At 61.1% G+C, this 26,570-nt stretch carries 27 protein-coding genes; 18 read left to right on the forward strand and 9 right to left on the reverse strand.

Annotated elements, in window-relative coordinates; all coding sequences use genetic code 11:
* Nucleotides 1-25: 25 nt before the first annotated feature.
* Entirely contained in the window at nt 26-397 is a 372-nt protein-coding gene (locus tag HKK52_RS22775) for a DUF6124 family protein (RefSeq protein ID WP_169372681.1), read from the reverse strand.
* A 465-nt stretch (nt 398-862) separates the two neighbouring features.
* On the opposite strand from HKK52_RS22775, the gene HKK52_RS22780 reads away from it, so the two are divergent.
* The 11 genes from HKK52_RS22780 to madM all read left to right on the forward strand — a co-directional run bounded on the left by HKK52_RS22780 (nt 863) and on the right by madM (nt 9,336).
* The gene (locus tag HKK52_RS22780) at nt 863-1,492 is read left to right on the forward strand and encodes a nucleotidyltransferase domain-containing protein (protein WP_169372682.1); all 630 of its coding nucleotides are present in this window, start codon (nt 863-865) and stop codon (nt 1,490-1,492) included.
* Entirely contained in the window at nt 1,455-1,880 is a 426-nt protein-coding gene (locus tag HKK52_RS22785) for a hypothetical protein (RefSeq protein ID WP_133835607.1), read from the forward strand. Before HKK52_RS22780 ends, HKK52_RS22785 begins: the two co-directional genes overlap by 38 nt.
* A 243-nt stretch (nt 1,881-2,123) precedes the next feature.
* Nucleotides 2,124-3,794: a malonate decarboxylase subunit alpha gene (gene mdcA / locus HKK52_RS22790; RefSeq protein WP_169372683.1), complete on the forward strand. Its 1,671-nt coding sequence runs from the start codon at nt 2,124-2,126 to the stop codon at nt 3,792-3,794.
* The gene (locus HKK52_RS22795) at nt 3,794-4,645 is read left to right on the forward strand and encodes a triphosphoribosyl-dephospho-CoA synthase (protein WP_169372684.1); all 852 of its coding nucleotides are present in this window, start codon (nt 3,794-3,796) and stop codon (nt 4,643-4,645) included. Before mdcA ends, HKK52_RS22795 begins: the two co-directional genes overlap by 1 nt.
* Entirely contained in the window at nt 4,645-4,944 is a 300-nt protein-coding gene (locus HKK52_RS22800) for a malonate decarboxylase subunit delta (protein WP_123404225.1), read from the forward strand. Before HKK52_RS22795 ends, HKK52_RS22800 begins: the two co-directional genes overlap by 1 nt.
* On the forward strand, nt 4,937-5,779 hold the full coding sequence (locus tag HKK52_RS22805) for a biotin-independent malonate decarboxylase subunit beta (RefSeq protein ID WP_169372685.1): 843 nt from the start codon (nt 4,937-4,939) through the stop codon (nt 5,777-5,779). The genes HKK52_RS22800 and HKK52_RS22805 overlap by 8 nt, the downstream gene beginning before the upstream one ends.
* Nucleotides 5,776-6,564 carry a biotin-independent malonate decarboxylase subunit gamma gene (mdcE, locus tag HKK52_RS22810; protein WP_169372686.1) on the forward strand — a complete coding sequence of 263 codons (789 nt, stop codon included), beginning with the start codon at nt 5,776-5,778 and terminating at the stop codon, nt 6,562-6,564. The genes HKK52_RS22805 and mdcE overlap by 4 nt, the downstream gene beginning before the upstream one ends.
* Nucleotides 6,558-7,178, forward strand: coding sequence for a malonate decarboxylase holo-ACP synthase (locus tag HKK52_RS22815; RefSeq protein ID WP_169372687.1), 621 nt, complete (start codon nt 6,558-6,560; stop codon nt 7,176-7,178). Before mdcE ends, HKK52_RS22815 begins: the two co-directional genes overlap by 7 nt.
* On the forward strand, nt 7,175-8,086 hold the full coding sequence (gene mdcH / locus HKK52_RS22820) for a malonate decarboxylase subunit epsilon (protein WP_169372688.1): 912 nt from the start codon (nt 7,175-7,177) through the stop codon (nt 8,084-8,086). The genes HKK52_RS22815 and mdcH overlap by 4 nt, the downstream gene beginning before the upstream one ends.
* A gap of 67 nt (nt 8,087-8,153) precedes the next feature.
* Entirely contained in the window at nt 8,154-8,570 is a 417-nt protein-coding gene (gene madL, locus HKK52_RS22825) for a malonate transporter subunit MadL (protein WP_169372689.1), read from the forward strand.
* Between the two features lies 1 nt (nt 8,571).
* Nucleotides 8,572-9,336: a malonate transporter subunit MadM gene (madM, locus tag HKK52_RS22830; protein ID WP_169372690.1), complete on the forward strand. Its 765-nt coding sequence runs from the start codon at nt 8,572-8,574 to the stop codon at nt 9,334-9,336.
* A gap of 255 nt (nt 9,337-9,591) precedes the next feature.
* On the opposite strand, the gene HKK52_RS22835 is transcribed toward madM, so the two are convergent.
* A complete protein-coding gene (locus HKK52_RS22835; protein ID WP_054616913.1) occupies nt 9,592-10,506 on the reverse strand; it encodes a LysR family transcriptional regulator in 915 nt (304 codons plus the stop codon).
* Between the two features lie 138 nt (nt 10,507-10,644).
* Between HKK52_RS22835 and trhA the strand changes: the two genes are divergently transcribed.
* Nucleotides 10,645-11,262, forward strand: coding sequence for a PAQR family membrane homeostasis protein TrhA (trhA, locus tag HKK52_RS22840; RefSeq protein WP_169372691.1), 618 nt, complete (start codon nt 10,645-10,647; stop codon nt 11,260-11,262).
* A 5-nt stretch (nt 11,263-11,267) separates the two neighbouring features.
* Here the strand turns inward: trhA and HKK52_RS22845 are convergent, their stop codons facing one another.
* Nucleotides 11,268-12,176, reverse strand: coding sequence for a LysR family transcriptional regulator (locus HKK52_RS22845; RefSeq protein WP_169372692.1), 909 nt, complete (start codon nt 12,174-12,176; stop codon nt 11,268-11,270).
* Nucleotides 12,177-12,283: 107 nt separating this feature from the next.
* Here HKK52_RS22845 and HKK52_RS22850 point away from each other — a divergent pair, with 107 nt between their 5' ends.
* Genes HKK52_RS22850 through HKK52_RS22860 form a run of 3 tightly spaced genes read left to right on the forward strand, consistent with a single transcriptional unit; the run spans nt 12,284 to nt 14,824 of the window.
* Complete coding sequence (locus HKK52_RS22850; protein ID WP_169372693.1) at nt 12,284-13,525, forward strand: D-amino acid dehydrogenase; 1,242 nt, start codon at nt 12,284-12,286, stop codon at nt 13,523-13,525.
* Between the two features lie 18 nt (nt 13,526-13,543).
* Entirely contained in the window at nt 13,544-13,894 is a 351-nt protein-coding gene (locus HKK52_RS22855) for a RidA family protein (protein ID WP_169372694.1), read from the forward strand.
* 27 nt (nt 13,895-13,921) lie between these two features.
* Complete coding sequence (locus HKK52_RS22860) at nt 13,922-14,824, forward strand: transporter substrate-binding domain-containing protein (protein ID WP_169372695.1); 903 nt, start codon at nt 13,922-13,924, stop codon at nt 14,822-14,824.
* 148 nt (nt 14,825-14,972) lie between these two features.
* Here HKK52_RS22860 and HKK52_RS22865 read toward each other — a convergent pair whose 3' ends face one another.
* Nucleotides 14,973-15,692: a 16S rRNA (uracil(1498)-N(3))-methyltransferase gene (locus HKK52_RS22865; RefSeq protein WP_169372696.1), complete on the reverse strand. Its 720-nt coding sequence runs from the start codon at nt 15,690-15,692 to the stop codon at nt 14,973-14,975.
* A 220-nt stretch (nt 15,693-15,912) separates the two neighbouring features.
* Nucleotides 15,913-17,319: an adenosylmethionine--8-amino-7-oxononanoate transaminase gene (locus HKK52_RS22870; protein ID WP_169372697.1), complete on the reverse strand. Its 1,407-nt coding sequence runs from the start codon at nt 17,317-17,319 to the stop codon at nt 15,913-15,915.
* A gap of 222 nt (nt 17,320-17,541) precedes the next feature.
* Here HKK52_RS22870 and HKK52_RS22875 point away from each other — a divergent pair, with 222 nt between their 5' ends.
* The 3 genes from HKK52_RS22875 to HKK52_RS22885 all read left to right on the forward strand — a co-directional run bounded on the left by HKK52_RS22875 (nt 17,542) and on the right by HKK52_RS22885 (nt 20,751).
* Nucleotides 17,542-19,302 carry a flavin monoamine oxidase family protein gene (locus tag HKK52_RS22875; protein WP_169372698.1) on the forward strand — a complete coding sequence of 587 codons (1,761 nt, stop codon included), beginning with the start codon at nt 17,542-17,544 and terminating at the stop codon, nt 19,300-19,302.
* A 268-nt stretch (nt 19,303-19,570) separates the two neighbouring features.
* Nucleotides 19,571-20,122 (forward strand): cytochrome b, encoded by a 552-nt coding sequence (locus HKK52_RS22880; RefSeq protein ID WP_169372699.1) that lies wholly within the window; start codon nt 19,571-19,573, stop codon nt 20,120-20,122.
* 32 nt (nt 20,123-20,154) lie between these two features.
* Nucleotides 20,155-20,751, forward strand: coding sequence for a YceI family protein (locus HKK52_RS22885; RefSeq protein WP_169372700.1), 597 nt, complete (start codon nt 20,155-20,157; stop codon nt 20,749-20,751).
* 243 nt (nt 20,752-20,994) lie between these two features.
* On the opposite strand, the gene HKK52_RS22890 is transcribed toward HKK52_RS22885, so the two are convergent.
* The 4 genes from HKK52_RS22890 to ahcY all read right to left on the reverse strand — a co-directional run bounded on the left by HKK52_RS22890 (nt 20,995) and on the right by ahcY (nt 26,567).
* Nucleotides 20,995-22,884 carry a DEAD/DEAH box helicase gene (locus tag HKK52_RS22890; RefSeq protein ID WP_169372701.1) on the reverse strand — a complete coding sequence of 630 codons (1,890 nt, stop codon included), beginning with the start codon at nt 22,882-22,884 and terminating at the stop codon, nt 20,995-20,997.
* Nucleotides 22,885-23,107: 223 nt separating this feature from the next.
* Nucleotides 23,108-23,923, reverse strand: coding sequence for a substrate-binding periplasmic protein (locus HKK52_RS22895; RefSeq protein ID WP_169372702.1), 816 nt, complete (start codon nt 23,921-23,923; stop codon nt 23,108-23,110).
* Between the two features lie 192 nt (nt 23,924-24,115).
* Nucleotides 24,116-24,961, reverse strand: coding sequence for a methylenetetrahydrofolate reductase [NAD(P)H] (gene metF, locus HKK52_RS22900; protein ID WP_123599646.1), 846 nt, complete (start codon nt 24,959-24,961; stop codon nt 24,116-24,118).
* Between the two features lie 196 nt (nt 24,962-25,157).
* On the reverse strand, nt 25,158-26,567 hold the full coding sequence (gene ahcY, locus HKK52_RS22905) for an adenosylhomocysteinase (RefSeq protein WP_169372703.1): 1,410 nt from the start codon (nt 26,565-26,567) through the stop codon (nt 25,158-25,160).
* Between the last annotated feature and the right edge of the window lie 3 nt (nt 26,568-26,570).

The following is a 26,570-nucleotide window of genomic DNA, read 5'->3' on the forward strand; positions in this document are numbered from 1 at the left end:
GCGTGGGAACGATCAGGCGTAACGGCTAGAGTTTGGCCTCAGCCAACGCCTCATGGTGATCCAGCACCCGCTCCACCAACAACTGCACCCCATCCGTCAAACGGCTGATCGCCAAAGCTACCGAACGGCGCGTGCCTTCCACATCGTCCGCCAGGTCAGCCGCAATCGCGCTGATGGAGAGCAGATCTTCGGAAGCATTGGCCAGCAGGGCCTCGGGGTCGATGATTTCCGGGGAAACGGCGAAGAGTTGGTATCGACGGCGTTTGGCTGGTTTTTCGTCAGCTGGGGGAAAGTAGTGGGCGAAGGCGCGGTCGGCGGCTTCTTTCATTTTTTTTGCGTCGAGCGCTTCTGGGGAATCGGTGCCGGATTCCGGAGGGTTGGGGGTAGCTTTGAACATAGTGAAATCTCCAGTAATGAGTTTCAGCTGCTCCCTCGGTTCCAGCCGAAGGGGTGGCAGCTGTACGCGGGCTGGAACCCGAGGTGGAGAAAACCCGGTAGACCCGAAGGTCTCCCGCGCACAGCCGCCATAACTGAATGCACACATTAAAGGTGCGCAAGCATACGTCATGAGGGGCGCTTTCGCGCCTTCTACACCTCGGGATTCCAGACCCGGTCGCTGAATTGGCAGCGACCCCCAAACGATAAAGACCAACAGAAAACCCCACCAGTCAGCGTGTTCCCCCATTGCTGTAGGCAGTGACGTCAGACCGCGTAGCCGCCAACCCTTCCTACGCCGCAACTTTTAAACACAAATACCCATTTAGCCGGCCAAGGTTGATCGTTCCCCCATTTAGCTGGCGAAGGTTGAAGATTCCCAAAAAGGGACCTATCGTTCCCTTTTTGGGACTCTTCGGTTGCCACTGTGAAAAACCTTTCCCTCAGCGAAGCCTTGTTCACCACCACCCAGCAAAAAGTGTTGGGCTTGTTGTTTGGCAAACCCGACCAAAGTTTTTATGCCAACGAAATCGCTCGCTGGGCTCAAGTGGGTAAAGGCAGCCTCATGCGCGAACTAGATCGGTTGCAGCAGGCCGGCGTGCTGACCCTGACGCGCCAAGGTAACCAGACTCACTACCAAGCCAATCCCGACTGCCCGATCTATGCCGAACTGTTGGGCATCGCCCGCAAAACCTTCGGCATCGCCGAGCCCCTGCGCCAGGCGCTGCAACCCTTTGCCGAACAGATCACCTGGGCATTTGTGTACGGCTCCATCGCCAAGGATTCGGCAAACGCATCCAGTGACATTGATCTCATGCTGATCGGCGAAGGCCTGCACTACAGTGAAGTGATGGAGCGGCTCATGCCCCTGGAAGAGCAACTGGGCCGCGTCCTCAACCCGACGCTCTACACCCCCGACGACTGGGCCGCAAAACTGGCGGCTGAAAACAGTTTTGTCGTGCGTGTGGCGCAGCAGGACAAGATCAATCTGATGGGGCAAAACCCTTTGGAGTCCAAGGATGGGCAGCAACGAGAATCTGGAGAATCTGTTACGTAGCGGTGGACTGAAAGCCGAACCGCCGGATCGCAAGGAATGCGAAGGGCTGATGCGTTCGGCGGTGGATCGATTGAAAGATGCGCAAACGGCTTCACTGTCCTTCGCGAGCCGTTTCGACCTGGCTTATAACGCTGCCCATGCCTTGGCTCTGACGGCGCTTCGCTTATGTGGTTACCGTTCGGACAAGCGATATCTGGTGTTTCAGTGTCTGGTTCACACGGCGGATATTGGCAAGGTGCAGGTACGGTTGTTTGCCTTGTGTCATGAGCGCCGGAATCTGGCGGAGTACGAAGGCTATATGGATGAAGATCCGGCGTTGTTGGCGCAGTTGTTGGAAAGCGCTGAGCAGCTTCTGGTTCGGGTGCAGCAGCAGATGGTAGGGCTGTAGTGGTCCGGCAGTGAAAACTGCGGTGATTGTTCTGGCCTCTTCGCGGGCAAGCCTCGCTCCTACAGGTTTGTGTCGTTCGCAGAGGTTGTGTACGACGCGACCTTGTAGGAGCGAGGCTTGCCCGCGAAGGCGTCAGCCCGGCCAACCATTAACCTAAGCGTAACGATCCAACGCTGCGCTTGATTGATGCCCTCACACATCCCTCCTAAGGTGGCCCCACGACAGCGAACCCGTGGAGTGGTCATGACAACAACAATATCCCCCGACTCGCGATGGACGCGGCGGCGCAGCGAGAAGCAGCGGCGTCTTGAGTTGGTCAAAGGCTTTGCCGACGGCGTGGTGTTGCCCACCGAGAACATCGTCGCGGCGCTGGAGGCGTTGATTCTGCCCGGCGACCGTGTGGTGCTGGAGGGCAATAACCAGAAGCAGGCGGATTTCCTTTCGCGCTCCCTGGCCAAGGCTGACCCCGCCAAGCTGCATGACTTGCACATGATCATGCCCAGCGTCGGCCGCTCCGAGCATCTTGATCTCTTCGAACGCGGCATCGCCCGCAAGCTCGATTTCTCCTTCGCCGGCACCCAGAGCCTGCGTATCAGCCAGTTGCTGGAAGATGGCCTGCTGGAAATCGGCGCGATTCACACCTACATCGAACTCTACGCACGACTGGTGGTGGACCTGATTCCCAACGTCGTGCTCTCGGCCGGTTTCATGGCCGACCGCGCCGGCAACATCTACACCGGCCCGAGCACCGAAGACACGCCCGCATTGATCGAACCGGCGGCGTTCAGCGATGGCATCGTTATCGTCCAGGTCAATCAACTGGTGGACGACGTCACTGACCTGCCCCGCGTCGATATCCCCGCGTCCTGGGTCGATTTCGTGGTGGTGGCGGACAAGCCGTTCTACATCGAACCGCTGTTCACCCGCGACCCACGCCACATCAAGCCTGTGCACGTGTTGATGGCGATGATGGCGATTCGCGGGATCTACGAAAAACACAACGTCCAGTCGCTGAACCACGGCATCGGTTTCAACACCGCCGCCATCGAATTGATCCTGCCGACCTACGGCGAATCCCTCGGCCTCAAAGGCAAGATCTGCCGCAACTGGACGCTCAATCCGCACCCGACCCTGATCCCGGCGATTGAAAGCGGCTGGGTCGAAAGCGTGCATTGCTTCGGCACCGAACTGGGGATGGAAAACTACATCGCCGCCCGGCCCGACGTGTTCTTCACCGGCCGGGACGGCTCGCTGCGCTCCAACCGGATGTTCTGCCAATTGGCCGGGCAGTACGCGGTGGACCTGTTCATTGGCGCGACCCTGCAAGTCGACGGCGACGGCCATTCCTCCACCGTGACTCGCGGACGCCTCGCCGGTTTCGGTGGTGCGCCAAACATGGGCCACGATCCGCGCGGTCGCCGTCACGGCACGCCGGCCTGGCTTGACATGCGTCACGACGATGCGCCGGAAGCCTTGCTCGAACGCGGCAAAAAACTGGTGGTGCAAATGGTCGAGACGTTCCAGGAGGGCGGCAAACCGACTTTCGTCGAAACCCTCGACGCTGTGGAAGTCGCACGCAAAAGCGGTATGCCGCTGGCGCCGATCATGATTTACGGCGACGACGTCACCCACCTGCTGACCGAAGAAGGCATCGCCTATTTGTACAAGGCGCGCTCGCTGGAAGAACGCCAAGCGATGATCGCCGCCGTCGCGGGCGTCACCGTCATCGGCATGCGCCATAACCCGAAAGACACCGCGCGCATGCGCCGCGAAGGCTTGATCGCGTTGCCCGAAGACCTCGGCATCCGCCGCACCGACGCCACCCGCGAATTGCTCGCGGCCAAAAGCGTGGCCGATCTGGTGGAGTGGTCCGGTGGCCTCTACAACCCGCCCGCCAAGTTCAGGAGCTGGTAATGCACGCACTTAACCTGCAACCCAAAACTCTCACGCTAGCTGATCGGCTGGCGGACCTGGCGGTGGATGCGCTGATCGACGAAGCGGACCTGTCGCCAAAACCGGCACTGGTGGACCGTCGTGGTAACGGCGCGCACACCGATTTGCACCTTGGGTTGATGCACGCTTCAGCGCTGTCGTTGTGGCCGGCGTTCAAGGAAATGGCCGAAGCGGCCATCGAGTTTGGCGACGTCGGTCTGCCGCTGCGCGAAGCCCTCGGGCGGATTGGTCGGGAAGGGGAGCAAGCGATGCTCGCCACCACCAATGGCGTGAATACTCATCGTGGGGCGATCTGGGCGTTGGGTCTGTTGGTCGCCGCCGCCGCACTGGAAAACACAACCGCCAGCGCCGTCACGCTGTGCGCTGCACGCTTGGCTTTACTCGACGACCGCTACGCACCACGCCCGTTGAGTCACGGCGCCCAAGTCGCCCAACGCTACGGCGCAGGTGGTGCCCGAGAAGAAGCGCAACTCGGCTTTCCTTCCGTGCTGCAACGCGCTCTCCCACAACTCAAACGCAGCCGCGCCCTCGGCCACGGCGAGCAGAATGCACGCCTCGACGCCTTGCTGGCGATCATGACCCGCCTGGCCGACACCTGCGTCCTTTACCGCGCCGGCGAACAAGGCCTGCAAACCATGCAACTCGGCGCCCAAGCGGTACTCGACGCGGGTGGCAGTGCCAGCCTCGGCGGTCGTCGTCGGTTGCATGACTTGGATGAACAACTGATCGCATTGAACGCCTCGCCGGGTGGAGCTGCTGATTTGCTCGCCGCTTGCCTGTTCATCGACCGCATCGAATCCGGAGCTTTCTGATGGAAACCTTATCCTTTGAATTCCCCGCCGGGCAGCCGCCCCGGGGCCGGACGCTGGTGGGCTGTGTCGGCTCGGGCGATCTGGAAGTGCTGATCGAACCGGGTGTGGCCGGCAAGTTGACGATCCAGGTGCAGACCTCGGTGAATGGCGCCGAACAGCGCTGGCAGCATCTGTTTGCGCGGATGTTCGACGGTCAGACACCACCGGCGATGGCCATCGATATCCATGACTTCGGCGCGACACCGGGTGTGGTGCGCCTGCGTCTGGAACAAGGCTTTGAGGAGATTGGCCATGACTGATCTCCTCCGCAAACATAGCTTCGTCGAACTCGGCGCGCGGCAGCGGGCGAAAGCCTTGCTCGACGCCGGCACCTTCCGCGAATTGCTCGACCCGTTTCAGCGAATCATGTCGCCATGGCTGTCGCGTCAGGGCGTGGTGCCGCAAGCGGATGACGGCGTGGTGATCGCCAAGGGCAGCATCGGTGGATTGCCGGTGGTGATTGCGGCGATTGAAGGTGCATTCCAGGGTGGCAGCCTCGGTGAAGTCGGCGGCGCGAAAATGGCCGGCGCGCTGGAGTTGGCGGCGGAAGACAACCGCAACGGTATTCCGACCCGCGCCGTGCTGCTGCTGGAAACCGGTGGCGTGCGTTTGCAGGAAGCCAATCTTGGGTTGGCGGCGATTGCGGATATTCATGCGGCGATTGTCGATTTGCGTCAGTACCAACCGGTGGTTGGCGTAGTGGCGGGCAGCGTGGGTTGTTTTGGCGGGATGTCGATTGCGGCCGGGTTGTGCAGTTATTTGCTGGTGACCCAGGAAGCGCGGCTTGGCCTGAACGGTCCGCAGGTGATCGAGCAGGAAGCCGGGCTTGAGGAATACGACTCGCGGGATCGTCCTTTCATCTGGAGCCTGACCGGCGGCGAGCAGCGGTTTGCCAGTGGTTTGGCGGATCGTTATGTCGCCGATGATGTGGCGCAGATTCAGCTGCAGGTCAGTGAATTGCTTAAGCAAGGTTTGCCGGAGCAGCAACGTAGCCAGCAGTCCGCACTGTTTCTGGAGCGCTTGGCGCGATTGGATGCTGAACCGCAAATCGAACCTTCGGTGGTTCGCGATCTGTATCAAGGAGAGCGCTCATGAGAGGTTTTAACTGGTTTAACGCTTTGAGTAGCGGCGCCAAACCTGTCGCTGGTTTGCCTGCTTCGTTGAAAGTCGCTGACGGCTTCTTGGGTGATCAACCCGTACGATTTATCGCGGTGGTGACTGATTCCGACAACCGCTTCGCCCGTGCCCGCAATGGCGAGGTTGGATTGCTGGAAGGTTGGGGTTTGGCCAAAGCCGTCGATGAAGTCATTGCGGCGGATGCCGATAAAACGCACAAACGCGCCTTGATCGCCATCGTTGATGTTCCGAGCCAGGCCTATGGTCGCCGCGAAGAAGCCCTCGGTATTCACCAGGCATTGGCCGGTGCGGCGGACAGTTACGCTCGCGCTCGACTGGCCGGCCACGCGGTGATCGGTTTGCTGGTGGGCAAGGCGATGTCCGGGGCGTTTCTGGCCCATGGTTATCAAGCCAATCGACTGATTGCCCTGCGCGATCCGGGCGTGATGGTGCATGCCATGGGCAAGGCCTCGGCAGCGCGGGTGACGTTGCGCAGTGTCGAAGAACTCGAAGCCCTGGCCGCCAGCGTGCCGCCGATGGCGTATGACATTGAAAGCTACGCCAGCCTCGGTTTGCTCTGGGAAACCTTGTCGGTGGAGCAGATTGAGCAACCGACGGCGCAAGATCTGACCCGCGTGACTGAATGCCTGAATCAGGCGATCAGCGATGTCGCCGCGAAGGGCCGCGACCTGAGCAGCCGCTTGGGCGCCAGCAACCGCGCGGCGTCGAGCAAGGTGCGTGAACTGCTGAGAGCGCAGTGGTGAATACGTTTCTGGCTCACGACTTGCTCTGGGGCATGACCCCGGAGCAGTTGCCAGCGGATGCGCCGATTTGGGCGACAGAAGTCTTGGGTCACGATCAGCCAGTGGTCGTGCGGCGTGCATTGTGCGCGCCGGGTCAGATTGCAGTCGGCGTGCGCGGGCCGTTGCGTGAACAGCGGTTTGCGACGGTGATGGCGGTCGAGGCGATTCAGCGTCGGGTGAAACCTGAAGATCTTTGTCATGTTTCGATTGATCGGGATCTACCCGCATTGCGTGCCCTGACTCAACTGCGGGCGATGCTTGATGCGTGCGGTTTCGTCTGGGGCATCAGCGGCAGCGCCGGTTTCGAATTGGCCAGCGGTTTTGAAGCATTGCATGAGCGCAGCGACCTCGACCTGATCCTGCGCACACCGCAACCTTTGAGCCGGGTGCAGGCTCAGGAACTGGTGAAGATTTTTGATACCGCTGCGTGTCAGGTCGACATGCAATTGCAGACACCTTTGGGTGCCGTGGCCCTGCGCGAATGGGCAGGTCCTGCGCGGCGAGTTCTGCTGAAAAACGCCAGCGAAGCCTGTCTGGTACTCGATCCGTGGAACCCGCAGGAGCAAGCAGCGTGAGCAGCCTGCTGGTGTTCCCCGGCCAAGGCGCGCAGCAGCCGGGCATGCTCCATCGTTTGCCTTTGGAAACGGTGAACGAGGCGAGTGAAGTCCTGGGTGAAGACGCGTTGCTGCTGGATTCCGCCGAGGCATTGAAGTCGACGAGGGCGGTTCAGCTTTGCCTGCTGATCGCGGGTGTCGCGGCTTCACGGCAACTGTTGGAGGCAGCAGATTACGTGGCGGGATTGTCCATCGGCGCCTACCCGGCAGCCGTGGTCGCCGGAGCCCTGAACTTCAGCGATGCGCTGCATCTGGTCAGTCTGCGCGGTGAGCTGATGCAGCAGGCTTATCCACAGGGCTACGGCATGACCGCGATCATCGGTCTCGATTTATCCACAGTCGAAGATTTGCTCGCGCAGATACACCGCGACGAAACGCCGGTGTACCTGGCCAATATCAACGCCGATAACCAGGTAGTGATTGCCGGCAGTGACGAAGCAATGAACGCCGTGGCGCAATTGGCGAAAGGTCACGGCGCAGGTCTGGCCAAGCGTCTGGCCGTCAGCGTGCCGTCGCACTGTCCTTTGCTGGACGCGCCAGCGAAAACCCTCGCCGAAGCCTTCGCCAAGGTGTCACTGAAAACCCCGACGATGGGCTACCTGAGCGGCAGCCGCGCCCGGCCCATCATCAACGTCGAAGCCCTGCGCGACGACCTCGCTTTCAACATGTGCCGCGTCGTCGATTGGCGCGGCACGGTGCAAAGCGCCTACGAGCGCGGCGTACGGCTACAAATCGAACTGCCGCCCGGTGCGGTGTTGACCGGGCTGGCGCGCCGGGTGTTCGAGCAAGGCACCGTGATTGCCTTTGACGGTGCTCGCCTGGACACCTTGCAAGCGCTGTTGCGTGAGGAGGGAAGCCGTCAACCCTAGAACACCGACTCAGGCTTGCGAAGCACAAAAACAACAACTTCGACGATGCACTTTGAGGACTACAACAATGATTATTTACGGTGTGGCGCTGTTGGCGATCTGTACGCTGGCAGGGGTGATCCTGGGGGATGCGCTGGGCATGTTGCTGGGCGTGAAATCCAATGTGGGCGGGGTCGGCATCGCCATGATCCTGTTGATCTGCGCGCGGTTGTACATGCAAAAGCGCGGCGGCATGACCAAGGATTGCGAGATGGGCGTCGGCTTCTGGGGCGCGATGTACATTCCGGTGGTCGTGGCCATGGCCGCGCAACAGAACGTCGTCACCGCGCTGCACGGCGGCCCGGTCGCGGTGCTGGCGGCCATCGGTTCGGTGGTGATCTGCGGCTGCACCATTGCCCTGATCAGCCGGACCCACAAAGGCGAGCCCCTGCCCGATGAACCGGCGGAAGTGACGCCGGTCGGCACGCCAGTAGGAGGTCGCTGATATGTGGGAAGTCATCGAGAAAGGCCTGATCAATAATTCGCTGATCACCGCGTTCGCCTTCGTCGGCGTGATCATGTGGGTGTCGGTGGTGTTGTCCAAGCGCCTGACGTTCGGACGGATTCACGGCTCGGCGATTGCCATCGTCATTGGCCTGGTGCTGGCCTGGGTCGGCGGTACCATGACCGGCGGGCAAAAAGGCCTGGCGGACCTGTCGCTGTTCTCCGGCATCGGCTTGATGGGCGGCGCCATGCTGCGGGACTTTGCCATCGTCGCCACGGCATTCGAGGTGCAAGCCACCGAAGCGAAAAAGGCCGGGTTGATCGGCGTGATTGCACTGCTGCTGGGCACGATCCTGCCGTTCATTGTCGGCGCGAGCATGGCCTGGGCCTTCGGCTATCGCGATGCGATCAGCATGACCACCATCGGCGCGGGCGCGGTGACCTACATCGTCGGGCCGGTGACCGGGGCGGCGATTGGCGCCAGTTCGGATGTGGTGGCGTTGTCGATTGCCACGGGGTTGATCAAGGCGATTTTCGTGATGGTCGGTACGCCGATGGCGGCGAAATGGATGGGCCTGGATAACCCGCGTTCGGCGATGGTGTTTGGTGGGTTGGCTGGCACCGTCAGCGGTGTGACGGCGGGGTTGGCGGCGACGGATCGGCGTTTGGTGCCTTATGGGGCGTTGACGGCGACGTTCCACACTGGGCTGGGCTGTTTGCTTGGGCCTTCGTTGTTGTACTTCATTGTTCGCGGGATTGTTGGCTAAACGCTGACGTAATGATCGTTCCTACGCTCCGCGTGGGAATGCCTCCTGTGACGCTCTGCGTCACGCTTGAGTAGGGACGCGGAGCGTCCCGGGCTGCATTCCCACGCGGAGCGTGGGAACGATCAGCGTGGGAATGATCAAAACGCTGACTGCTTTTTGTGGCGAGGGAGCTTGCTCCCGCTGGGCTGCGCAGCAGCCCCAATTCTTGCGGGTGCTGCGCACCCGAGCGGGAGCAAGCTCCCTCGCCACAGGGTCTCAAGCTTGGCGATTGGCATACATCCGACACTCCGCCAGCAACGCCAGCAAATTCGGATCGCGCTCCTTGGCCTTCAAAAACACCACGCCAATGTGCTGTTGCAACCGGTACTTTTCCTGCAATGGAATCAGCTTCACCCGATTCTCATACACCGCCGCAATCCTGCCCGGCAGCAACGCATAACCGACCCCCGAGCTGACCATGCTCAGCAGGGTGAAGATGTCGTTGACCTGCATCGCCACCTTCGGCTCGAACCCCGCTTGCTTGAACACCCGGATCCCGTCCTGGTGCGTGGCGAAGCCCTGGGTCAGGGTGATGAAGGTTTCGTCGCGCACTTCCGCGAGGTCGACTTCCGCCCGTTGGGCAAACTTCGAGTCCGCCGGGGTGGCAAGGAAGATGTCGTCGGAGAACAGTTGGATATGCTCGCAATCCGGGTCGTTGATGCTGTCGTCCAGGGACACGAGGATCGCGTCCACTTCCATGTTCTTCAGCTTGTACAGCAGGTCGATGTTCGAGCCGAGGATCAGGTCGATGTTGAGTTCGCTGCGGCGAATTTTCAGGCCCATGATCAGCTGCGGCACGGTCTTCACCGTCAGCGAATACAGCGAGCCGAGCTTGAAGCGTTCCGCCGAGAACCCGGCGGCTTCACGGGTCAGGCGTACGCTCTCGACCACGTCCTGGATCAGCTTCTGCGCCCGTTCTTCCAGCACATACGCGCTTTCCAGCGGCGTCAGGTTGCGACCCTCATGCTTGAACAACGGACAACGCAGGGCACTTTCCAGGGAATGGATCGCCCGGTGCACGCTGACGTTGCTGGTCTGCAACTCGGCGGCGGCCCGGGCCAGGTTGCCGGTGCGCATGAAGGCCAGGAACACCTCGAGTTTTTTCAGGGTCAACTCTTCGTCGATCAGCATGGGCCGGACTCTTATTCGAATGGCTCGATTGTGCACGGATGTGGGGAATACGGGGATATGTGTCCTGAAACATTGCGCTTTTAGTCTCAAGGCCTGAGCCTTGCGCCATGTTGTAACGAACTTTGAGGGCAGCGATACATGTATCACGGGGAACGATTGAACGCCTGGACCCATCTGGTCGGGGCGGTGGCGGCGACGCTGGGGGCGGTGTGGATGCTGGTGATCGCCAGTATGAGTGGCGACCCGTGGAAGATAGTCAGCGTGGCGATTTACGGTTTCTCTCTGATGGTGCTCTACAGCGCCTCGACCGCTTACCACAGCGTGCGCGGGCGCAAAAAAGAGATCCTGCAGAAAGTTGATCACTTTTCGATCTATCTGCTGATTGCCGGCAGCTACACGCCGTTCTGCCTGGTGACCCTGCGCGGGCCGTGGGGCTGGACGTTGTTCGGGATTGTCTGGGGGTTGGCGCTGATCGGCATCCTGCAAGAGATCAAGCCGCGTTCGGAAGCGCGGATCCTCTCGATCGTGATCTACGCGGTGATGGGCTGGATCGTGCTGGTGGCGGTCAAGCCGCTGCTCGCGGCACTGGGCGCTACCGGTTTCGCCTGGCTGGCGTCGGGCGGGGTGTTGTACACCGTGGGGATTATCTTTTTTGCCCTCGACCATCGTCTGCGCCATGCCCACGGCATCTGGCATTTGTTCGTGATCGCCGGGAGCCTGCTGCACTTTGTGGCGATCCTGTTTTACGTCCTCTGAGGCGGCTACGGGATCAAACGATCCAGTTGCGCCTGCGCCCTTCGGCTGAAGACCTGCAACAAGTCGCTCAAGGTGTGCGGCGGCGGTTCATCGGCGCGGGTCACGGCGTACAGGGTGATCGGCAGCGCCGGCGCCAGAGGTCGAATCGCGGTGGCGGCGGGGGAGGCGCCGAGCGCGGTGAACGGGTCGATGACCGCCAGCCCGGCCCCGGATTCCACCATGGCCCGCGCCAGCGAATAGGTCTGCACGGCGATGCGCACCCGTGGCGGCGGATCGACTGCTTCCAGGTAACTGTCGAGCCGGGCAGCCAGCGGGTCGGCGCTGGACAGGCCGATCAGCGGCGCGCCGGCCAGTTCGATCAGAGGCAACGGTTGCCCGTGGCTGGCGACGGGCCAATAGCCCAGCGGTGCCAGCGCCACCAGCATGCCACTGGCCAGGGCTTGGGCCTTCAGCCCCGGATGATCCGGCGGCTGCAACGTCAGGGCGACATCCACTTCGCGCATCAACAGGTTCTGCATCAGCTCACGGCTGTGGGCGCTGGACAGTTCGCAGACGATGTCCGGGTAACGTTGCGTCCATTCGTTGATGGCCGGTGGCAGCAGCGACAGCGCCAACGCCGGGATCGCACCAATCCGCACGCTGTGGCCCGGCTCGCGGCGCAGGCTCTGGGCCAGGCGCCGCACCCCTTGCAGGCTTTCGGTGACCTTATCGACCTCGCGCTCAAGCTCCAGCGCTTCGGGCGTGACCTGCAATTTACCGCGCACCCGCAGGAACAACGCAAAGCCCAATTGCTGCTCGGCGTGTTGCAGCACTTTGCTCACGGCTGGTTGCGAGACGTGCAGCAACTGGGCGGCACCACTGACCGAACCGGTCTGGCGAATGGCTTGGAAAATCTCGATGTGGCGCAGGCGCATGGCGAGTCCATAACCTTTGTTTATGGGTCAGCCATCTTTATGCATTGTTCAACGGCTGTCACCTGGTCCTAACCTGAGGCCTGTTTCAACAACGGTTAAGGACAGACATGGCTCAGCGGGTTTGCATCATCGGCGGCGGCGTCATCGGGCTGACAACGGCTTACGCACTGGTGCGCGACGGCATCGACGTGACGCTGGTCGAGGCCCGGGATTCGCTGGCCAGCGAAACCAGTTTCGCCAACGGCGGCCAACTGTCCTACCGCTACGTCGCGCCGCTGGCCGATGCCGGCGTACCGTTGCAGGCGATTGGCTGGATGCTGCGCGGTGACTCGCCCCTGAAGCTGCGCCCACGGCTGGACCCGGCGCAATGGCGCTGGATGGCTTCGTTTCTGGCGGCCTGCCGCAGCTCGGTGAACCAGCGCAACAGCGCGCATCTGCTGCGCCTGGCGCTGCTCAGTCAGACGACGCTGCAAGGCTGGCGCGAGGAAGATCGCCTCGACGGTTTCGACTGGCGGCGCAACGGCAAACTGGTGACGTTTCGTGAGGCCGCGAGTTTTGAGCATGCGCGCCACGGTCTGGCGGATCCGCAACAACAGCAAGTGTTGTCCCGGGCCGAATGCGCCCAACTGGAACCGGCACTCGCCGAGGCGCCATTCGTGGGCGCGATTTACACCCCGGATGAAGAAGTCGCCGACTGCCACGGGTTCTGCCAGCAATTGGTGGCCCGGCTAAAAGCGTCAGGGCGTTGCGAGTTTTTGCTCGGGCAAACGGTCACCAGCATTCGTCATTCGGACGGCGCGGTGCAGGCCATTGAAATGGGCGCGCAGGTGTTGCCGGTCGAGCAATTGGTAATCGCGGCCGGGCATCGCAGCCCGGCGCTGGCGTTGCCCGGTATGAACCTGCCGCTGTACCCGCTCAAGGGCTATAGCCTGACCGCGCCGATTCGCGCCGAACATCGCGCGCCGGACCTGAGCATCACCGATTACAACCGCAAGATCGTCTACGCACGCATCGGTGCTCAACTGCGGGTGGCGGCGATGGTCGATATTGTCGGTTTCGACCCGGCGCTCGATCCCAAGCGCCTGGCGCTGATCAAACGCCAGGCCGAGGACACCTTGCCCGATGCCGGCGACTACGACGCCGCCATTGAATGGGCCGGGATGCGTCCGGCGACCCCCAGTGGTGTGCCGCTGATTGGCGCCACGGCGTACCGCAATCTCTGGCTCAACCTCGGCCATGGCGCGCTGGGTTTCACCTTGGCTTGCGGCAGCGCGCGGTTGCTCAGCGATTTGCTGACGCAGCGCGCACCTTCGATTGAAATGCACGGCCTCGCGCCTCGCGTCGCCTGACTTGATAAGGAAGAACCGATGAGCATCAACCGAATCAACAGCAACAGCCGACTCTCCGCCGTCCTGACCTTTGGCGAACTGGTGTTTCTCTCGGGCCAGGTGCCGGGCGACAGCCGCGACATCAGCGGCCAGACCGCCGAGGTCCTGGCGAAAATCGATGCGCTGCTCGCCGAGGCGGGCAGCGACAAGGATCACCTGCTCAGCGCGACCATTTACTTGAGCGACATTGGCCGCGATTTCGCCGCCATGAACGAGCTCTGGTCACACTGGCTGTCGCCGGGCAAGGCGCCGACCCGCACCACATTGCAGGCACAACTGGCCCACCCGGAAGTGCTGGTGGAAATCACCGTGATCGCCGCCCGCCGCTAATCGCCCCACCCACAACGGAGAATAACAATGCAAAAAATCACGTTGATCGGCTGCACACTCGGCCTGCTGCTTGGCAGTCAGGTCCAGGCCAATGAAGCGCCGCTGACTGGCACGCTGAACAAGGTCGCCAATGCCAAGAGCATCACCCTGGGCTACCGCGATGCGTCGGTGCCGTTCTCCTACGTGGGTGATCACTCGGGGCAGCCGATGGGCTACTCGGTGGATCTGGCGGGCAAGATTGTCGAGCGCATCAAGCAAAAACTCGATCAGCCGAACCTGCAGGTGAAGTACAACCTGGTGACCTCGCAAACCCGTATTCCGTTGGTGCAGAACGGCACGGTCGACCTTGAGTGCGGTTCCACCGGAGTGACGGCCGAGCGCATGCAGCAAGTGGCGTTTTCCTACGGGTTTATTTATGTGAAGGGGCAGTTGCTCACGGCCAAGGACAGCGGCATCAAAAGCTTCGCCGACCTGCGCGGCAAGAATGTCGTGACCACCGCCGGCACCACCAACGAGCGGTTTTTGAAGAGCTACAACGTTGACCACAAGATCGACATGTTCGTGATCAGCGCCAAGGACCATGGCGAAGCGTTCCAGATGCTGCAGTCGGGCAGGGCGGCGGCGTTTTACATGGACGATGCGCTGCTCTACGGCGAACGGGCCAAGGCGCGCGATCCGCATAACTGGGTCGTGGTGGGTGAGGAACAATCGCGGGAAATCTACAGCTGCATGGTGCGCAAGGGCGACCCGCAATTTCTCGAATTGGTGAATTCGACGCTGGCTGATCTGTACAGCTCAGGGGAAATCAACGGCATCTACAACCGCTGGTTCCAGCAGCCGATTCCGCCTAAAGGTTTGAACCTGGAATTCCCAATGACCAGCGAGCTGAAAGCGATCATCGCCAAACCGGTGAGTGACCCGGTGCAATAACCGCCACCTGATCCTGATCCTGATCGTTCCCACGCTCCGCGTGGGAATGCAGCCCGGGACGCTCCGCGTCCCATACAGAGCCGAACGCAGAGCGTCCGAAGAGGCATTCCCACGCAGAGCGTGGGAACGATCAAAGGCTGCGATCTTTTTAGAAATCACCCCAAAGCTGCTGGGCCACCGCCAACGCCACCACTGGCGCCGTCTCGGTGCGCAACACCCGCGGCCCCAGCCGAGCCGCATGAAAACCCGCCCCTTTGGCCTGATCCACTTCCGCATCCGACAACCCACCTTCAGGCCCGATCAGAAACGCCAGGGTCGCAGGCTTGGCATGACTCACCAACGGCTCCGCCACCGGATGCAGCACCAACTTCAACTCAGCCTCGGTCTGCTTCAACCAATCCGCCAACAACAACGGCGGATGAATCACCGGCACCCGTGAGCGCCCACACTGTTCGCACGCGCTGATTGCCACCTGGCGCCAATGCAGCAGGCGTTTGTCGGCGCGTTCGTCCTTGAGCCGGACTTCGCAGCGGTCGGTGAAGATCGGGGTGATTTCGCTGACGCCCAGCTCAGTGGCTTTCTGAATCGCCCAATCCATCCGCTCGCCACGGGACAAGCCTTGGCCGAGATGGATCTGCAGCGGCGACTCGACCTGGCCGATGAAGCTTTCATCGAGCTGCACCACCACGCGCTTCTTGCCGACTTCCACCAGCGAACCACGAAACTCGTGGCCCGAGCCGTCGAACAATTGCACCGCATCACCCTCGGCCATGCGCAGCACGCGGCTGATGTAATGGGCCTGGGCTTCGGGCAACTCGTGTTCGCCGGTGCTCAGGGGGGCGTCGATAAAGAAGCGGGACAGTCTCATCTTGGGTCTCTAAAAATTGGCTCGGAATCGCTTTTGTGGCTGCTGACTCTTTGTGGCGAGGGGGCTTGCCTGTGGCGAGGGAGCTTGCTCCCGCTCGGCTGCGAAGCAGTCGCCAATCCATTCAGCGCGGTGTTTCTGATGTACCGCGTTGAGTGGGGTTGGGAGTCCTTCGGCCTCCAGCGGGAGCAAGCTCCCTCGCCACAGGGTTTTGCAGTGACTGTTAGCCTGGATCACGGAAGCCCGGGTGAAAATCTTCCGGCACCGACACGCTGACGCTATTGCGCGTCGCAATGTCGATCCCTTCACTGGCCACTTCCGCCAGGAAGTCGATCTGCTCCGGGGTAATCACATAAGGCGGCAGGAAGTACACCACGCTGCCCAACGGACGAAGTAAAGCACCACGCTCCAGCGCGTGCTTGAACACTTTCAAGCCACGGCGCTCCTGCCACGGGTAGGCTTCCTTGGTCGCCTTGTCCTTGACCATCTCGATGGCCAGGACCATGCCGGTCTGGCGCACTTCCGCGACGTTCGGGTGATCGACCAGGTGCGCGGTGGAGGTGGCCATGCGCTGGGCCAGGGCCTTGTTGTTTTCGATGACGTTGTCTTCTTCGAAGATATCCAGCGTCGCCAAGGCCGCCGCGCACGCCAGCGGGTTGCCGGTGTAGCTGTGGGAATGGAGGAAGGCGCGCAGGGTCGGGTAGTCGTCGTAGAACGCGCTGTAGACGTCGTCGGTGGTCAACACCGCCGCCAGCGGCAGGTAACCGCCGGTCAGGGCCTTGGACAGGCAGAGGAAGTCCGGACGGATGCCGGCCTGTTCGCAGGCGAACATCGTCCCGGTACGGCCGAAGCCGACGGCGATTTCGTCGTGGATCAGGTGCACGCCATAGCGGTCGCAGGCTTCACGCAGCAGCTTGAGGTAGACCGGGTGGTACATGCGCATGCCGCCCGCGCCCTGAATCAACGGCTCAAGGATCACGGCAGCGACGCTGTCGTGGTTCTCGGCCAGGGTCTGTTCCATGGCGACGAACATGTTGCGCGAGTGTTCTTCCCAGCTCATGCCTTCCGGGCGCAGGTAGCAATCCGGGCTCGGCACCTTGATGGTGTCCATCAGCAGGGCTTTGTAGGTTTCGGTGAACAGCGGCACGTCGCCCACTGCCATGGCCGCCATGGTTTCGCCGTGGTAGCCGTTGGTCAGCGTGACAAAGCGCTTCTTGTTCGGCTGGCCGCGGTTGAGCCAGTAGTGAAAGCTCATTTTCAGCGCAACTTCGATGCAGGACGAGCCGTTATCGGCGTAGAAGCACCGGGTCAGGCCTTCCGGGGTCATCTTCACCAGGCGCTCGGACAGCTCGATCACCGGTTGATGGCTGAAACCGGCGAGGATCACGTGCTCCAGTTGATCGACCTGGTCCTTGATGCGCTGGTTGATCCGCGGGTTGGCGTGCCCGAACACGTTGACCCACCAGGAACTGACGGCGTCGAGGTAGCGCTTGCCTTCGAAGTCTTCCAGCCAGATGCCTTCACCGCGCTTGATCGGGATCAGCGGCAGCTGTTCGTGGTCTTTCATCTGGGTGCAGGGGTGCCACAACACGGCCAGGTCCCGTTGCATCCACTGATTATTCAGGCCCATTTACAGTCTCCTCGAGGCGGTCCGCGGCAGGCGCGGGCAAACAATCGCGCAAGCCTATGCAATGCGTCGCGCCGGGACAACCCATTGTGTCGATTGAGCTACTTTGTAAGGGGCGATAGACGTCGCTGGCGGCGTTTTGATGGCTGACGTATTCTTCGCGGTTCTTTGAGTCGTCTGACTCGCAAAACTGCTTTTTCCTACCTGATTTCCGGAGTTCGCTGAATGTCTGCTGGTTGGCTGCGCGCCTGTGCGCTGGTGATGTTGGGGCTGTTCAGCGTTTCGGCGCTGGCCAAGGATAAAACGGCGATCGTGATCGGCGGCGGGCTTTCGGGCCTGACCGCGGCGTACGAGCTGCAAAACAAAGGCTGGCAGGTGACCCTGCTGGAAGCCAAGCCGAGCCTGGGCGGTCGCTCCGGCATGGCCACCAGCGAGTGGATCGGCAACGACAAGACCCAGCCGGTGCTGAACAAGTACGTGTCGACCTTCAAGCTGAGCACCACGCCAGCCCCGGAATTCGTGCGTACGCCGGGATATCTGATCGACGGCGTGTATTACACCGCCGCGGATCTGGCGACCAAGGACCCGGTCACCGCCGAAGCGCTCAAGCGCTACGAAAAAACCGTGGATGACCTGGCCCGCTCGATCGAAGATCCGCAGAACCCGGCCGCGAACAACACGCTGCATGCCCTGGATCAGATCAACGTCTCTAACTGGCTTGATCGTCTGGCGTTGCCTGCTACGGCGCGCCAATTGGTCAATCAGGAGATTCGTACCCATTACGACGAACCTTCGCGCCTGTCGCTGCTGTACTTCGCGCAGCAGAACCGGGTTTACCGTGGTGTTTCCGACCGTGACCTGCGCGCTTCGCGCCTGCTCGGCGGCAGCCCGGTGTTGGCCCAGGCCTTCGTCAAACAGCTGAAAACCATCAAGACCAGCTCCCCGGTCTCGTCCATCACCCAGGACAAGGACAGCGTGACTGTCAAAGTCGGCAGCGTGGGTTACCAGGCTGACTACGTCGTTGTGGCCGTGCCGTTGCGCGCCCTGAACAAGATCGCCATGACCCCGGCGCTGGATGCCCAGCACATGGGCGCGATCAAGGGCACCAACTACGGCTGGCGCGACCAGATCATGCTGAAGTTCAAGACGCCAGTGTGGGAAAGCAAGGCGCGGATGTCCGGCGAGATCTACAGCAACGCCGGCCTCGGTATGTTGTGGATCGAACCGGCCCTGAAGGGCGGCGCCAACGTGGTGATCAACCTGTCCGGCGACAACGCTCGCGTCATGCAGGCTTTCGGCGACAAGCAGATGGTCGATCAGGTGTTGATTCGCCTGCACGCGTTTTATCCACAGGCGCGCGGTTCGTTCACCGGTTATGAAATCCGTCGCTACAGCACCGACCCATCGATGGGCGGCGCCTACCTGGCCTTCGGCCCGGGCCAGATCAGCAAGTACTGGCGCCTGTGGGAACGTCCGCTGCAACGGGTAGCGTTCGCCGGCGAACACACTGACACCTTGTACCCGGGCACCCTGGAAGGCGCACTGCGCACCGGTCAGCGTGCAGCCAGTCAGGTTGAAGACCTGGCGGCGGGCAAGTCGTTTGAACCGGTAAAAGTTGTGCCGGCAGCGACCGCAGCAGCGGCCGGCGCGGTGGCGGCGAAGAAAGGTAACTTCTTCACCAACCTGTTTGGTGGTTCGGATGACAAGCCAGCACCGGCCAAGGCACCTGAGCCAGTAGCGCCTGCTCCGGCACCGGCTCCAGCTCCTGCGCCGACTCCGGCCCCCGCTCCGGTTGAAGCGCCGAAGCCAGCGGTACCGGTCAAAGCCGAGCCTGCGAAAAAAGCGGCCAAGCCAGCAGTGAAGAAGCCAGCGGCGAAAACCGAAGCGAAAAAGGCTCCGGCCAAAAAAGCTGAACCGGCGAAGAAACCAGCGGCCAAGAAGCCTGCTGCAACGACACCGACAGCGACAGATACCAAAGCCCAGTAAGGCTTTGCGTTGAAAGAAAGCGCGGCAGTGATGCCGCGCTTTTTTTATGCCCGAAGAAAATCGGGTTCAAGATTTGAATAAACCCTGTGAGAAAGGTGTTCTTTAGTTGGGCTACCTGTTTTTTCACTCATTGGCGTCTTTAATCTTTCCTTAACGCTTCCCTAAGAGACTCTTGATCGTATTTCTCGATATTTCAAAGCGAAATTTTCCGCTTTAAATCGATAGATAACTCGATAGTCTTGGTCGCAGTTCTCACAGGATTTGGGCAATGCAGCTACGTAACTCTTCTTCGCGCTATGGTTGGGTCAGCGTTTTCCTGCACTGGGGTGTAGCGCTTGCAGTCTTTGGGCTGTTCGCGTTGGGCCTGTGGATGGTCGGTCTGGATTACTACAGCACGTGGCGCAAAGATGCGCCGGACCTGCATAAAAGCATTGGCCTGACACTGTTTGCCATCATGCTGCTGCGGGTGCTGTGGCGCTTCATCAGCCCGCCACCGCCGGCCTTGCAGAGCTATAGCCGCATGACGCGCCTTGGCGCCAAGTTCGGCCATTCGTTCCTGTACATCAGTCTGTTCGCTGTGATGATTGCCGGTTACCTGATTTCCACCGCAGACGGTGTCGGGATCCCGGTGTTTGGCCTGTTTGAGATTCCTGCACTGGTTTCCGGACTACCGGACCAGGCAGACACCGCCGGTGTGATTCATCTGTACCTGGCGTGGGTATTGGTAATTTTTTCCGGTCTCCACGCGTTGGCAGCATTGAAGCACCACTTTATCGACCGTGATGCGACGCTGACGCGAATGCTCGGCCGCAAAGCTTGAAGTTCAACCTCGACTCCAAAGGAATAGAAAGCATGTTGAAAAAGACCCTCGCCGCTCTGGCAATCGGTTCCGCGCTGCTGTCGGCCGGTAGCGTAATGGCCGCTGACTACGTCGTCGACAAAGAAGGCCAGCACGCCTTCGTTGACTTCAAGATCAGCCACCTGGGCTACAGCTTCATCACCGGTACGTTCAAGGATATCGACGGCAAGTTCAGCTTCGATGCCGCCAAGCCGGAAGACAGCAAAATCGAGTTCAACGTCAACACCGCCAGCGTGTTCACCAATAACGCTGAACGCGACAAGCACATCAGCAGCGGTGACTTCCTGAACGCGAGCAAATTCGCTAAAGCCACCTTCGTCTCCACCAGCGTCAAATCCACCGGTAAAAACGCCGCTGGTAAAGACACAGCTGACGTGACCGGCGACCTGACGATTGCTGGCGTGACCAAGCCAGTCGTGGTCAAGGCCACTTTCCTGGGTGAAGGCAAGGATCCATGGGGCGGCTACCGTGCCGGCTTCGAAGGTACTACCAACCTGAAGCGTTCCGACTTCGGCAAGCAGAAAGACCTGGGTCCATCGTCCGACGCAGTTGAGTTGTACGTAACGTTTGAAGGTGTCAAAGCGAAGTAACATTCGCGCCTGACACAAAAACGCCCCCGATCTCATGATCGAGGGCGTTTTTTATTGCCGAACGAAACTTGCGCTGCACCGCAATCCTGTCGGAGCGAGGCTTGCCCGCGAATGAGGGCAACGCGGTTTCTGTGGTGTGGCGGATGGCGCCTTCGCGGGCAAGCCTCGCTCCTACAGGTTTGTGGCGCGCAAAAAAATGCCCCGGATCTCGCGATCCGGGGCATTTTTTATGGCGGCGTTAAATCAGCGATTGCGAGTCAGCAACGCTGGTTTTTCGCCGCGCGGGCGGCCTGGCAGTTGATCCAGTTGCTCTGGAGTCGGGAACCGATCGGTCTTCGACTCTTTATGGATGATCTTCGGTGCCGGGCCACGCGGGTTCTGCACGGCCGGTTCGGAACGAGGCTGGTCGTCGGTGCGGGCCGGGCGGCGGTTGCGGGAATCTTCGCGACGGGCCTGACCGTCACGTGGCGCGCCGTTGCGTGGGCCGCTGCGCTTGGCTGGCGGGGTGCCGGTGGTGGCGCCGTCGCTGCTGCGCGGACCGCTCTGGCGGCCCTGAGGCTTGCCGCCGGTGCGCGGAGCACCAGCACCTGCGCCAGCTGCCGCGCCTGGTGCCGGAGCACCCGGACGACGGCCACGGCCCTGGGCCGGTTTGGCCTGTGGCACGTAGTCAACGCGGTTACCGAAGTTATCCACGTCATCGTCGAGGAACTCGTCCGGAGCACGATCAGCCGCCGCAGCGCGTGGCGCCGGACGTTGTTGTTCGCGCGCCGGAGTGCCTTCACGTGGCTTGTGTTCACGGGCCGGGCGATCGCCACGGCCAGTGGCAGCAGGCGCTTTTTCCTTGCCGCCCTTGTCCTTGCCTTTGTCTTTACGACCGCCGCCACCGCCAGTGCCGTTCGGACCGTCGCCGCGCGGGCCACGTGGGTTGCGCGGGTTACGCACATCCGGACGCTCGCGAACTTCGGGTTTCTCGGCTTCTACAGCGCTGGAGTCGAAGCCCATCAGGTTGCCGTCGGCAATCTTCTGCTTGGTCATGCGCTCGATGCTTTTCAGCAGCTTCTCTTCATCCGGGGCCACCAGCGAGATCGCCTCGCCCGAGCGGCCGGCACGGCCAGTACGGCCGATACGGTGCACGTAGTCTTCATCGACGTTCGGCAGTTCAAAGTTGACCACGTGGGGCAACTGATCGATGTCGAGGCCGCGAGCAGCGATGTCGGTGGCGACCAGGATGCGCACTTCGCCGGCCTTGAAGTCGGCCAGGGCTTTGGTGCGCGCGTTCTGGCTCTTGTTACCGTGGATGGCCACGGCGCTCAGGCCGTGTTTGTCCAGGTACTCGGCCAGGCGGTTGGCGCCGTGCTTGGTACGGGTGAAGACCAGAACCTGTTCCCAGGCGCCGGCGGTAATCAGGTGCGCCAGCAGCGAACGCTTGTGGCTCGCGGCCAGGCGGAACACACGCTGTTCGATGCGCTCGACCGTGGTGTTCGGCGGCGTGACTTCGATGCGTTCCGGGTTGTGCAGCAGCTTGCCGGCGAGGTCGGTGATGTCTTTGGAGAAGGTCGCCGAGAACAGCAGGTTCTGGCGTTTGCTCGGCAGACGGGCAAGGACCTTTTTCACGTCATGGACAAAGCCCATGTCGAGCATGCGGTCGGCTTCGTCCAGCACGAGGATTTCCACGTGGGACAGATCGACGCTGCCTTGACCGGCGAGGTCGAGCAGGCGGCCAGGGCAGGCCACCAGCACGTCAACACCGCGGGACATGGCCTGAACCTGTGGGTTCATGCCGACGCCGCCGAAGATGCAGGCACTGACAAACTTCAGGTCACGGGCATAGACCTTGAAGCTCTCGTGCACTTGAGCCGCGAGTTCGCGGGTAGGGGTCAGGACCAGGACGCGCGGTTGGCGCGGGCCGTGACGCTGGGATTTGTCCGGGTGACCGTTAGGGAACAACCGCTCCAGGATCGGAAGGGCGAAGCCGCCGGTTTTACCAGTACCTGTCTGCGCCGCGACCATCAGGTCGCGACCTTGCAACACGGCGGGGATAGCCCGCTGTTGCACCGGAGTAGGCTCGGTATAGCCCGCTGCCTCGATGGCGCGGACTAAAGCCTCGGAGAGACCGAGGGAAGCAAAGGACATGAGTAATCCTGTTTTAGTTAGGGCTTGGCCCAATGGGAGTCTTGCCTGGCGCGAATGGCGTTTAAGAGGAACGCAATCCCGTCCGGTCCTGCTGGGTTTCGAAGGCTCGTCTGGAGCGCTCGCGCGGGCTGAAAAGCTGCGCTGTAGCGGGGTCGAGATGCCTTGAACGATTCCGAGCGTCCGGGCGTGAGCCTGGCGGGAACGCCGGAGTATAACAGAGCAATCACTGCGCGCCGCTTTCCTGCTGCTCAACGGTTTTTCCGCGGGCGGCGGTAGTGCTTGGGATTTGCACCTCGGGGTTGGGGCCGGCGCCATAACGGGCGCTCAGTTCAGCGTAGGCGGGCTCGCGCTTGAAGCGCTTGAGCTCTGCGCCGAAACGCTGCACCAGCAAATCCATGCCGGCATTGCGCCGAACCGCCAGGAATTGGCTCTGGTGGCTGATGATTGTCGGGTTTTCGCTGATCTGGTCGCGGATGTTCAGTTCATCCAGCAAATGCTGGCCGACCCGGCGGTCAGTGATCAACAGGTCGATGCGCCCGCGCAGCAGTTTGCCGAAATTGGCTTCGTGGGTGGGCGCCGGTTCTCGGGTAAACAGCGTCGAACCGCTGAAGTCCTCGCTGTACAGATAACCCGGCGATGTGCCAATGGTCAGGCCTTTCAGTTCTTCGAGTGTGCGAAACGGATGAGGCCGTTCGTTGGCGTAGAACATCACGAATTCGACTTCCGACAGCGGTTCGCTGGGGTAGAGCAGGGTGGCGTCGCGTTCATCGCTGTGAAAGATATCCAGCGCACCGTCGGCCTGGCCGGTGTCGAGCATCGACAGGCAGCGCTTCCAGGGCAGGAATTGCCATTCGACTTCGATGCCCAGGCGTTTGAAGACGATGGCGGTGGTTTCGTAGTCCAGGCCCAGGGGTTTGCCGTTTTCCTCGTACACGTACGGCGCCCACGGTTCCGTGACAATACGCAGCTTCTCGCCCCGAGCGGCGAAGCTCAGGCAAGTGAAAAGAAGCACGGTCAGTAACTGCGCGATCAAAGGCATGACTTGAGATTACGACGAGAAACCGTAAAGAGCCAGAAACGGGATCCAGAAGCTCTAACTCAGTGTGTTGCTGCACAATAAAAGGGCGTTTAACGAAAAAGATCGCAGGCTTCGCCAGCGCCTACATGGGATTGCGTTCACCCTGTAGGCGCTGCCGAAGGCTGCGATCTTTTGATCTTGCTTGTGCGATTTTTAGCGCGGCAACTTCAGGTTATTCCACACCGCCAGGCTCGGCTCAGCCTGGTTCAACGTATAGAAGTGCAACCCAGGCGCGCCACCTTGCAGCAGGCGTTCGCACATTTCGGTGATGACTTGCTCGCCAAAGCCTTGAATGCTCTGGGTGTCGTCGCCGTAGGCTTCCAGTTGCTTGCGGATCCAGCGCGGGATTTCCGCACCGCAGGCATCGGAGAAGCGTGCGAGTTTGCTGTAGTTGGTGATCGGCATGATCCCCGGCACGATCGGGATGTTCACGCCCATCGCCCGTACACGCTCGACGAAGTAGAAGTAGCTGTCGGCGTTGAAGAAGTACTGGGTGATCGCACTGTCGGCGCCAGCGTTGGCCTTGCGCACGAAGTTGTTCAGATCGTCTTCGAAATTGCGCGCTTGCGGATGCATTTCCGGGTAAGCGGCGACTTCGATGTGGAAATGATCGCCGGTTTCTTCACGAATGAATTCAACCAGATCGTTGGCGTGGCGCAGTTCACCACTGGCCATGCCCATGCCCGAAGGCAGGTCACCGCGCAGGGCAACGATACGGGTAATGCCGGCGGCCTTGTACTGCGTCAGCAGGCTGCGCAGGTCGTCCTTGCTGTCGCCCACGCAAGACAAATGCGGTGCGGCCGGGACTTTGACTTCGCTTTCGAGCTGCAACACGGTGTTGATGGTGCGATCACGGGTCGAACCGCCAGCGCCATAGGTGCAGGAAAAGAAATCGGGGTTGTACGTGGCCAACTGACGGGCAGTGGCGAGTAGCTTTTCATGCCCAGCGTCGGTCTTCGTAGGGAAGAACTCGAAGCTGTAGCGACGGTCTTGGGACATGGTCATATCCTTGGAAACGCGTAAGCCTGGAAGGCTTGCCCCGCCCATGTGGGAGCGGGCTTGTGTGGCGAGGGAGCTTGCTCCCGTTCGACTGCGAAGCAGTCGCAAAGCTTAGGGCCGCTGCGCGACCCAGCGGGAGCAAGCTCCCTCGCCACAAGAAGCCCGCTCCCACAGGGGGAGCAGGCAGCAGGACCAATCAGTAGCGGTAAGCGTGCGGCTTGAACGGGCCTTCGACGGTCACGCCAATGTAGTCGGCCTGGGTCTTGGTCAGTTGAGTCACAACGCCGCCGAAACCGCGGACCATTTCCAGGGCCACTTCTTCGTCGAGTTTCTTCGGCAGTACTTCAACGGTCAGGCGCTCGGCTTTCTGGGCTGGCGACAGGTCGGCGTACTTCTGGCCGAACAGGAAGATCTGCGCCAGAACCTGGTTGGCGAACGAACCGTCCATGATGCGGCTTGGGTGACCGGTGGCGTTACCCAGGTTTACCAGACGGCCTTCGGCCAGCAGGATCAGGTAGTCGTCGTTCTGGGCATCGAATGCGCCAGGACCGGTACGGTGGATTTTGTGAACCTGTGGCTTCACTTCTTCCCATGCCCAGTTCTTGCGCATGAAAGCGGTGTCGATTTCGTTGTCGAAGTGGCCGATGTTGCAGACAACAGCGCGCTTCTTCAGGGCTTTGAGCATGTTCGAGTCGCAAACATTGACGTTACCGGTGGTGGTCACGATCAGGTCGATCTTGCCCAGCAGCGCTTTGTCGATGGATGCTTCGGTGCCGTTGTTGATGCCGTCGATGAACGGCGAAACCAGTTCGAAACCGTCCATGCAGGCTTGCATGGCGCAGATCGGGTCAACTTCGGAGACTTTAACGATCATACCTTCCTGACGCAGGGACTGAGCGGAGCCCTTGCCCACGTCACCGTAACCGATGACCAGCGCTTGCTTGCCGGACAGCAGGTGGTCGGTGCCGCGCTTGATTGCGTCGTTCAGGCTGTGACGGCAGCCGTACTTGTTGTCGTTCTTGCTCTTGGTTACCGAGTCGTTGACGTTGATGGCCGGGATTTTCAGCTCGCCCTTGGCCAGCATGTCCAGCAGGCGGTGAACGCCAGTGGTGGTTTCTTCGGTGACGCCGTGGACGCGGTCCAGGATCGTCGGGTATTTCTTGTGCAGCAGCTCGGTCAGGTCGCCGCCGTCGTCGAGGATCATGTTGGCATCCCATGGCGCGCCATCTTTGAGGATGGTTTGCTCCAGGCACCACTCGTACTCTTCTTCGGTCTCGCCTTTCCAGGCGTAAACCGCGATGCCGGCAGCGGCGATAGCTGCAGCGGCCTGGTCTTGAGTCGAGAAAATGTTGCAGGACGACCAGCGTACTTCGGCACCCAGGGCAACCAGGGTTTCGATCAGCACGGCAGTCTGGATGGTCATGTGGATGCAGCCGAGAATCTTGGCGCCCTTGAGCGGCTGCTCACCGGCGTACTTGCGGCGCAGACCCATCAGGGCAGGCATTTCGGATTCGGCGATGATGGTTTCGCGACGGCCCCAGGCAGCCAGGGACATGTCGGCGACTTTGTAATCGGTAAAATCTGCAGGCGTGATAACAGCGCTCATGAT

The sequence above is a fragment of the Pseudomonas sp. ADAK2 genome (assembly GCF_012935755.1).
In the GTDB taxonomy this organism is placed as follows: Bacteria; Pseudomonadota; Gammaproteobacteria; order Pseudomonadales; family Pseudomonadaceae; genus Aquipseudomonas.

Coding starts and splice junctions, on each gene's coding strand:
- HKK52_RS22875 (WP_169372698.1), top strand. CDS start 17,542: ATGTCTGCTGGTTGGCTGCGCGCCTGTGCGCTGGTGATGTTGGGGCTG.
- HKK52_RS22870 (WP_169372697.1), bottom strand. CDS start 17,319: ATGGGCCTGAATAATCAGTGGATGCAACGGGACCTGGCCGTGTTGTGG.
- HKK52_RS22885 (WP_169372700.1), top strand. CDS start 20,155: ATGTTGAAAAAGACCCTCGCCGCTCTGGCAATCGGTTCCGCGCTGCTG.
- mdcE (WP_169372686.1), top strand. CDS start 5,776: ATGAGAGGTTTTAACTGGTTTAACGCTTTGAGTAGCGGCGCCAAACCT.
- HKK52_RS22775 (WP_169372681.1), bottom strand. CDS start 397: ATGTTCAAAGCTACCCCCAACCCTCCGGAATCCGGCACCGATTCCCCA.
- HKK52_RS22805 (WP_169372685.1), top strand. CDS start 4,937: ATGACTGATCTCCTCCGCAAACATAGCTTCGTCGAACTCGGCGCGCGG.
- HKK52_RS22795 (WP_169372684.1), top strand. CDS start 3,794: ATGCACGCACTTAACCTGCAACCCAAAACTCTCACGCTAGCTGATCGG.
- HKK52_RS22880 (WP_169372699.1), top strand. CDS start 19,571: ATGCAGCTACGTAACTCTTCTTCGCGCTATGGTTGGGTCAGCGTTTTC.
- HKK52_RS22855 (WP_169372694.1), top strand. CDS start 13,544: ATGAGCATCAACCGAATCAACAGCAACAGCCGACTCTCCGCCGTCCTG.
- mdcA (WP_169372683.1), top strand. CDS start 2,124: ATGACAACAACAATATCCCCCGACTCGCGATGGACGCGGCGGCGCAGC.
- HKK52_RS22835 (WP_054616913.1), bottom strand. CDS start 10,506: ATGCTGATCGACGAAGAGTTGACCCTGAAAAAACTCGAGGTGTTCCTG.
- HKK52_RS22865 (WP_169372696.1), bottom strand. CDS start 15,692: ATGAGACTGTCCCGCTTCTTTATCGACGCCCCCCTGAGCACCGGCGAA.
- HKK52_RS22895 (WP_169372702.1), bottom strand. CDS start 23,923: ATGCCTTTGATCGCGCAGTTACTGACCGTGCTTCTTTTCACTTGCCTG.
- HKK52_RS22845 (WP_169372692.1), bottom strand. CDS start 12,176: ATGCGCCTGCGCCACATCGAGATTTTCCAAGCCATTCGCCAGACCGGT.
- trhA (WP_169372691.1), top strand. CDS start 10,645: ATGTATCACGGGGAACGATTGAACGCCTGGACCCATCTGGTCGGGGCG.
- HKK52_RS22785 (WP_133835607.1), top strand. CDS start 1,455: ATGGGCAGCAACGAGAATCTGGAGAATCTGTTACGTAGCGGTGGACTG.
- madL (WP_169372689.1), top strand. CDS start 8,154: ATGATTATTTACGGTGTGGCGCTGTTGGCGATCTGTACGCTGGCAGGG.
- HKK52_RS22850 (WP_169372693.1), top strand. CDS start 12,284: ATGGCTCAGCGGGTTTGCATCATCGGCGGCGGCGTCATCGGGCTGACA.
- HKK52_RS22890 (WP_169372701.1), bottom strand. CDS start 22,884: ATGTCCTTTGCTTCCCTCGGTCTCTCCGAGGCTTTAGTCCGCGCCATC.
- HKK52_RS22860 (WP_169372695.1), top strand. CDS start 13,922: ATGCAAAAAATCACGTTGATCGGCTGCACACTCGGCCTGCTGCTTGGC.
- ahcY (WP_169372703.1), bottom strand. CDS start 26,567: ATGAGCGCTGTTATCACGCCTGCAGATTTTACCGATTACAAAGTCGCC.
- metF (WP_123599646.1), bottom strand. CDS start 24,961: ATGTCCCAAGACCGTCGCTACAGCTTCGAGTTCTTCCCTACGAAGACC.
- madM (WP_169372690.1), top strand. CDS start 8,572: ATGTGGGAAGTCATCGAGAAAGGCCTGATCAATAATTCGCTGATCACC.
- HKK52_RS22800 (WP_123404225.1), top strand. CDS start 4,645: ATGGAAACCTTATCCTTTGAATTCCCCGCCGGGCAGCCGCCCCGGGGC.